The organism is Paenibacillus sp. 7541, from assembly GCF_002276395.1.
GTDB classification, from domain to species: domain Bacteria; phylum Bacillota; class Bacilli; order Paenibacillales; family Paenibacillaceae; genus Paenibacillus_AQ; species Paenibacillus_AQ campinasensis.
The window spans coordinates 1-406 of sequence record NZ_NQLZ01000080.1 but is presented as its reverse complement, the minus strand read 5'-3'; the positions used below and the strand labels follow the sequence as shown (position 1 = coordinate 406).

1 rRNA gene is annotated in these 406 nt (G+C 55.9%); it reads left to right on the top strand.

The annotated features are described in order from the left end of the window. Positions 1 to 4: 4 nt before the first annotated feature. Positions 5 to 406, top strand: a 16S ribosomal RNA gene (locus tag CHH75_RS24490); the annotation flags it as partial.

Here is a 406-nt window from a genome sequence, read left to right as displayed (position 1 = left end):
ATCTTTATTGGAGAGTTTGATCCTGGCTCAGGACGAACGCTGGCGGCGTGCCTAATACATGCAAGTCGAGCGGAATCGATGGAGTGCTTGCACTCCTGAGATTTAGCGGCGGACGGGTGAGTAACACGTAGGCAACCTGCCCTCAAGACTGGGATAACTACCGGAAACGGTAGCTAATACCGGATAGGATATTTGGCTGCATGGCCGGATATGGAAAGGCGGAGCAATCTGTCACTTGAGGATGGGCCTGCGGCGCATTAGCTAGTTGGTGGGGTAATGGCCTACCAAGGCGACGATGCGTAGCCGACCTGAGAGGGTGAACGGCCACACTGGGACTGAGACACGGCCCAGACTCCTACGGGAGGCAGCAGTAGGGAATCTTCCGCAATGGACGAAAGTCTGACGG